This window comes from Microcoleus sp. BROC3, from assembly GCF_036702515.1.
In the GTDB taxonomy this organism is placed as follows: domain Bacteria; phylum Cyanobacteriota; class Cyanobacteriia; order Cyanobacteriales; family Microcoleaceae; genus Microcoleus.
Genome location: NZ_JAUBTQ010000121.1, coordinates 1 through 5,587, shown reverse-complemented (window position 1 = coordinate 5,587; position 5,587 = coordinate 1). Strand labels below are relative to the sequence as shown.

The window sequence follows — 5,587 nt, the reverse complement described above, 5'->3', positions numbered from 1 at the left end:
AATTATGAGTTAGCTCTAGGGGGCTAAATTTAAAACTTCTGATTATAACATATATCTTTTTTGCAAGAGGTCTATTAATCTATCTCACTCCTCTCTCTTGCTTCTCGATGAAATTAAGAATTACTTAGTAGATCGTGAAGTAAGCGCTCCCGATGAGCTGCCTCAACATTATGTTGACTGCTTGGTTGAGTCCTATTCCAATCCGATGCTTAAGGAGCGAGTTGAATCGATAATCGCTCCCCAGTGGTGGGTTATTAGCAACGGCGATATTGTCCCGTTTTAAAGGATCTGTAAGTTTTAGAGGATCTGTAAATGCAAATAAGAGAGGCACAAGGACATCTTTTCGAGCTAGCATTTAACGCGGGAATATTGACGGCGATTCATCAAACAGGGATGAAATATGCCCACATGGGTTTATTCATCGATGATTTGAAAAAACTTAATCATCGAGGAGTCGTCAATAGCCTCGTCCAAATGAAATTGAAAGAGGGATTTATTGACGCGGAGAGTCAGCGAATATGGACAACATGGGGCAAGTTGTTACTTCTGCGGGGTCATCTTGGCGGTTTGGGTTTATGGCACGAACTGATGGATGCGTTCGGGTACTCCTCTAATACAAGCAGATATTGGGAATTGCTGTACGTGCAGTGCTGTCTTTCGGATGCAACCAGCATGAGAACGCTGGAAAAAAACGAACATGACCGCTATTCTCAAATCCTTTCCCAGTTGGGCATTACCCCAGATAAGGTTTTCCCATACATAAATAAATACGCTACAACGGGGGAATTTTTAAAGGCGGACACATTAATGCTGATGTCGAAAGAGGGGGAGGGAGGCGGAAAAAAGGAATATCGCATCGTCTGCGTTGATTTGTCTGCATTCACCGTTGATAGCAATGACAGCAGCGAGTTGAACGAAGGGGAAAATCAGGGTGCAACTGATGAACGAGAACATTGCGATTTGTGGAATTTATCGAGTGCTTTATCAATCCTTGAGTCTCTCGGAGTGGAACTGCACCGCTTAATGTCCAAAAGTGTTTATCATCACTTAAAAATTGACACAAAGGAAGGAAGCAATCGAGAATTAATAATTGGGCGTGACATAAAGGATTACCTGACAGCTTTTTCTTATTACGACAAGGACTTTGTTAAGTTGGTGCAGGCGGCATCGTACTCCGCTAGTTTTGTCAAGTTTCTCGAATCAGAGAACAGGATACCAAAGGATGCAACTGTCCAAGTCACGGCGATCGGTTACACGACGCAGGGAATTAGCACTCTGAATGTCGGGCGGGAAGATTTCGATATCCTTGATCGTTGCGCCGACGCATATAAGTCCATGAAGAGACAGGAAAAGTCTGACACAGAGAATTCAATCGATAGTTATAAGCGGACGCTTGTTAAGATGCTCAATTTAATCAAGCGAAGTGTCGCGGATAGTTTATTGTACGCACCCGGTGGAATGGGAGTCAGCGTTGGAAACAGTACAGCAGGAGAATGCGAACAAGAGAGCGATCGCCAACAGCAGGACGTAAAAGAATTTGTTGACTCGCTGTGCGATATGAATACCACTGCGGACAGAACCGTGTCTTTCACTGAAACAATTAGTAATTTTCACAATCCATCGGATTTTCTAGATGATTCGATTACTTCAAAATACAACCTTCCTCAGAAAATTACGCTAAGGAATGCTCATGCCCAAATAATAAACGAACAACTGTCATCCGCCTGTCGCTATCTGTTCCTGACCGGAAATCCGGGTATTGGGAAAACAACGACAGTGGTAGATTTTCTTCGCGATCGCGTTAACGAGGGCTTCCTGCTGTTCTACGTCAGTCCGCGGCTATCGGTTAACGAAGACACAATCAATAAATTTAGAACTGAATCGCGGCGCTTGTTTGCTGATGACCTGTACTGCATTTATACCAGCCACGCTATTATTGCCACCAACAACGGCTTGCCAACAGTCAAATATTATTCTAATGGCGATACTAATACTTCTAATTGGTCAGGGGTAACTTTTATTGGCGTTGGAGATGAGGGAAAGCATCTCACAAGAGCGAGACAGGAAATAAGTCGTCTTTCAGGAAATTCGCTTGGCTACGATAAAAAATCAGGAACGGGAGTGATTAGGAGCCTGTGCGATGCTGGTCACGCTCTCATCAATAAGGGCGTGAGTAAAATTGTGATTACCTGCTCTACTCAGTCCCTCCGTAAAGTGAATAAATACGGAGACTCCTTAGATAACTTTCATAGACTATTCCGTTCGGTTACAAATCAGGGTGAAGTGATTTCAGAGGAAATGATTAAATTATCTTCACGCCTGAGAAACATCATTGTTATGGTTGACGAAGTGACGGGCGATAGCGCTGGGGTTGAGTGGTTTCACGCCATGCAGAAATGGCTGGATAAAAAGCTTGAACTCTTCGATAAATCGCATGGTTTTAATACTAAACTGATTGTTGCTGACGCTTCCCTAATAGGTGTTGAAGTTGTTAAGCCGCACCTCGGTACAAAGGAAGCGGAGCCGGCTAAGATTTACTGTTCTCCTGTTGAGAATGAGCGAGAGCCACTGGAGCTTAGTTTTCAGTCGTTTACTGATGAGTCAGCACGGCGAGGAATTATTGATTCCACCATAATTAACGCCAACTCATATCCAGCAAGACTTATTGAACTCACTTACAAAGTTTTCTTCGAGACTTGTAAAATTAATGAGGATGGCTCCCTTAAAAATAAACTGGGTCAGTCAGCGCGGGACGATTCCCTAGTAACTGAAATAATCCACCACGTCTCTGAGCAAAATTCAGACCAATTACTGGTTTACATTCAGGACAAGCAACGTCTGATACAATTAATAGATTTGGTCAAAAAGAGGCGGCCTCGATTCGATAAAAATAAGGCTTATCTGGAAATACATTCCCTTTCAGATCCAGACAAGGAAAGTCGCCTTGAATGTAAAGACCAGGTTAGAGTAGTATTTATGACATCATCAGCTTCTCGCGGCATTTCCTTTCCTCATGCAAAACACATAATCGTCGAGCTACCTAGGTTTCAGATAGAAAACAACCTGATGGAAATTATTCAGACCATCTATCGAGGTCGGGGCGATTTTGCCGAGGGAAAAAATAACGATCGCGAACCTAAGAAAGTGACGGTGTACATTGTTGAAAAAGTATTCACCAATGTACCCAGCAAGCAACAAAGTCAGATCACTCGCGTCGCAAATTTGATAGGTTCCTTGCTCGTCTTGCGAACAGCGATAATGACGAGAATTACGGGTGCAGGATATCTCTGCGGACGCAACACAGCAATGATTCCCATTGGCGGAAAAGGGATGTATTCGGGGGGCGAGACGTTTAGTACCCGTATCAAGTCTCTCATGCAGCGGCTGCGGAGCCATCAACGTCTACATCCAGAGGATCGAGATGTTAAACTTGCTCTCGAACATTTGCCTTGTTTTTTTGAGTCTGCGAAATTCTTCCTACAGAAGTCTACTTGCTCACCCAATTCTTCTATTTCCTACGAACAGACAAGGAAAAAAATTAGCTTACCGTCTCTATTGGAGTTAGGCGTTGATTTCTTATTTGACCAATGCTCTTGCATGGCTGACTTGTTGGATATCGAACTCAGCCCGCAGGTTTTTTATGTGGATGGTTCGCTGTTGCTCGTCCCAATGAATAATAACACAGTGACCTCCCTTTACAGGTTCGATCCTTATTCCCAAGTCAGTAAATACGCGACGCCAGAATTCATAAATGCTTTGGAAAATATCTGGCGCAAAAATTACCCACAAGATATAAAAAATGAAATTTACTTCGCTCTTGATTTCATCCAAAAGCTCAAGCAAAATGAGGAGATTACGCAGCAACTTAGCGACTCTAGCAATTTCAGCGACCAGTATTTCGCTGTTCCCCTACATTTCTTGGTTGCAGATGAAACTCTCCGGCGCTCATTTACAGAAGAGAGTGAAAACTCGCCTGTGAGTCACAGGTTTCGTATGTTACTGGAGCGTTATGTCAAGGCTTTGTACCCCGCTACTGATTTTCTCCCCATCGGCAATGGCTTCGTTGATTTTCCTTGGGTGATTTTTAAAAGTTACGACTTGGCGCAGATTCGTCGGGGTTTGTTCAGAGCAAATTACTTTCTTAACTCTCGCTCCCTGAATCTCCTCAATCTTATTTTGTTCAGGGGGTGACAAGCGCCTCCTGAATTTTAGTCTAACTGCTTTGCTGCATTACCTGCAACCGTCGGTCGTTGACTTGCCCCGCATCCCTTCTATCAGCTTGCCTGCTAATAACGCAGTTATGCACTGCTGTAACTGGTAAAGGTTCAGCCAGTCGCACCCAACTAATCTTAGAGTGTCAGACGAAAGTTAACAGTTTCGGTAAGTTTCCCCATAGTCTTGTATTCGATTATTATCCGAACATATAAATCTAAACTTAGCGCACTAAACTAGCCAGGAGTCCCGACGCTTCCCGCTGCAAACTCTGCCGATTGTCATCGTAGCAATTAAGGACGTTCGAGCTGGTATGGCGGCTCAACTTCTGCGCCATTCGCGTATTGCCGTTGCTTGCATCTAACAGCGTCGTAATTGCAGCGTGGCGTATTCTGTGCGGGCTGATTCTTTTAGGAATTCCCGCAGCGGAGCAAGTTGAGAAAACAAGCTTGTAAATAGCATACCCGCTCAACCTCAACCCGTATTCCCGCTTTGTCAAAGCGATAAATAAAGGCTCTTGGGGCATTGCAGCTCCCCGCACGCTCAGCCAATCAGAAATCGCATCTGCCGTCGCGTTGTGCAAGTCAATTAGCTGCGCTTGAGTTCCCCTACCTTTGCCGTAAATGTTCAGAGTTCGGGCTAGCGGGTCAAAGTCGCCTATATTGGCTCCGCCGATCTCCCCCCGGCGCAGCGCATTGTCCCACAGCAGCCGGAGAACTGCATAGTCGCGCTTTCCCTGGGGCGTACTCCGGTCAGGAATGGACAACACCGACTGCATCGCCGCCACATTCTCAGAAGCAACTCGGCCAAACCCTGTAGTATCCCGGTAAGGAACCACCTTCTCTCCTTCAACATCTACCAAACTCCACTCGCACTCGCCCACCTTGCGAGCAAAATTCACCAAACTTTTGATAGCCGCCAGCCGCCGATTAATCGTCGCTTCCTTGAGTCCCTTGTCGATTAGTTTGGCTTTATATTTGAGAACCACCGCGACAGCGGCGAAGCGGTTCAGCCGTAGGAACTCGCGCACCAATGCCGGGTGAGGTTCCTGCCCCGTCATTGTCGCAAAGAAATCGTACAAGTCTTTCTCATAAGCACGCCTAGTGTTGACAGAGCGCTTGGCAGCTAACAGCTCTGCCACTAGGTCGCGCGTCGAAGCTATTTCTCCAAAGGAATTAGCAGCGTGTTCTAAGTCCATAGCCGGTCTGATAATTTGGCTTTCCAGACCAGATTACCCTCATTAGGGCTGCAAAAAGAAGGATAATTTACACGTCGGTTCCGCGAACGTACTAATAATGACTGGAGTTTAGACTAAGTAAAATCTCCAGGGATAAAAAAAGGGTGCCTGAATTGAAAAGCAGACCCCATTTGGCAG

General features: G+C 45.2%; 2 protein-coding genes. One reads left to right on the top strand and one right to left on the bottom strand.

Annotated features, from left to right (window positions below; genetic code table 11):
• The first annotated feature begins 312 nt into the window (after positions 1 to 312).
• Positions 313 to 4,191 carry a hypothetical protein gene (locus QUB30_RS32750; protein ID WP_333342359.1) on the top strand — a complete coding sequence of 1,293 codons (3,879 nt, stop codon included), beginning with the start codon at positions 313 to 315 and terminating at the stop codon, positions 4,189 to 4,191.
• 244 nt (positions 4,192 to 4,435) lie between these two features.
• On the opposite strand, the gene QUB30_RS32745 is transcribed toward QUB30_RS32750, so the two are convergent.
• A complete protein-coding gene (locus QUB30_RS32745; protein WP_333333927.1) occupies positions 4,436 to 5,410 on the bottom strand; it encodes a tyrosine-type recombinase/integrase in 975 nt (324 codons plus the stop codon).
• Positions 5,411 to 5,587 lie beyond the last annotated feature (177 nt).

Bases quoted from the DNA above. Each gene is read 5' to 3' on its own strand.
- QUB30_RS32750 (WP_333342359.1), top strand. From the start codon at position 313: ATGCAAATAAGAGAGGCACAAGGACATCTTTTCGAGCTAGCATTTAAC.
- QUB30_RS32745 (WP_333333927.1), bottom strand. From the start codon at position 5,410: ATGGACTTAGAACACGCTGCTAATTCCTTTGGAGAAATAGCTTCGACG.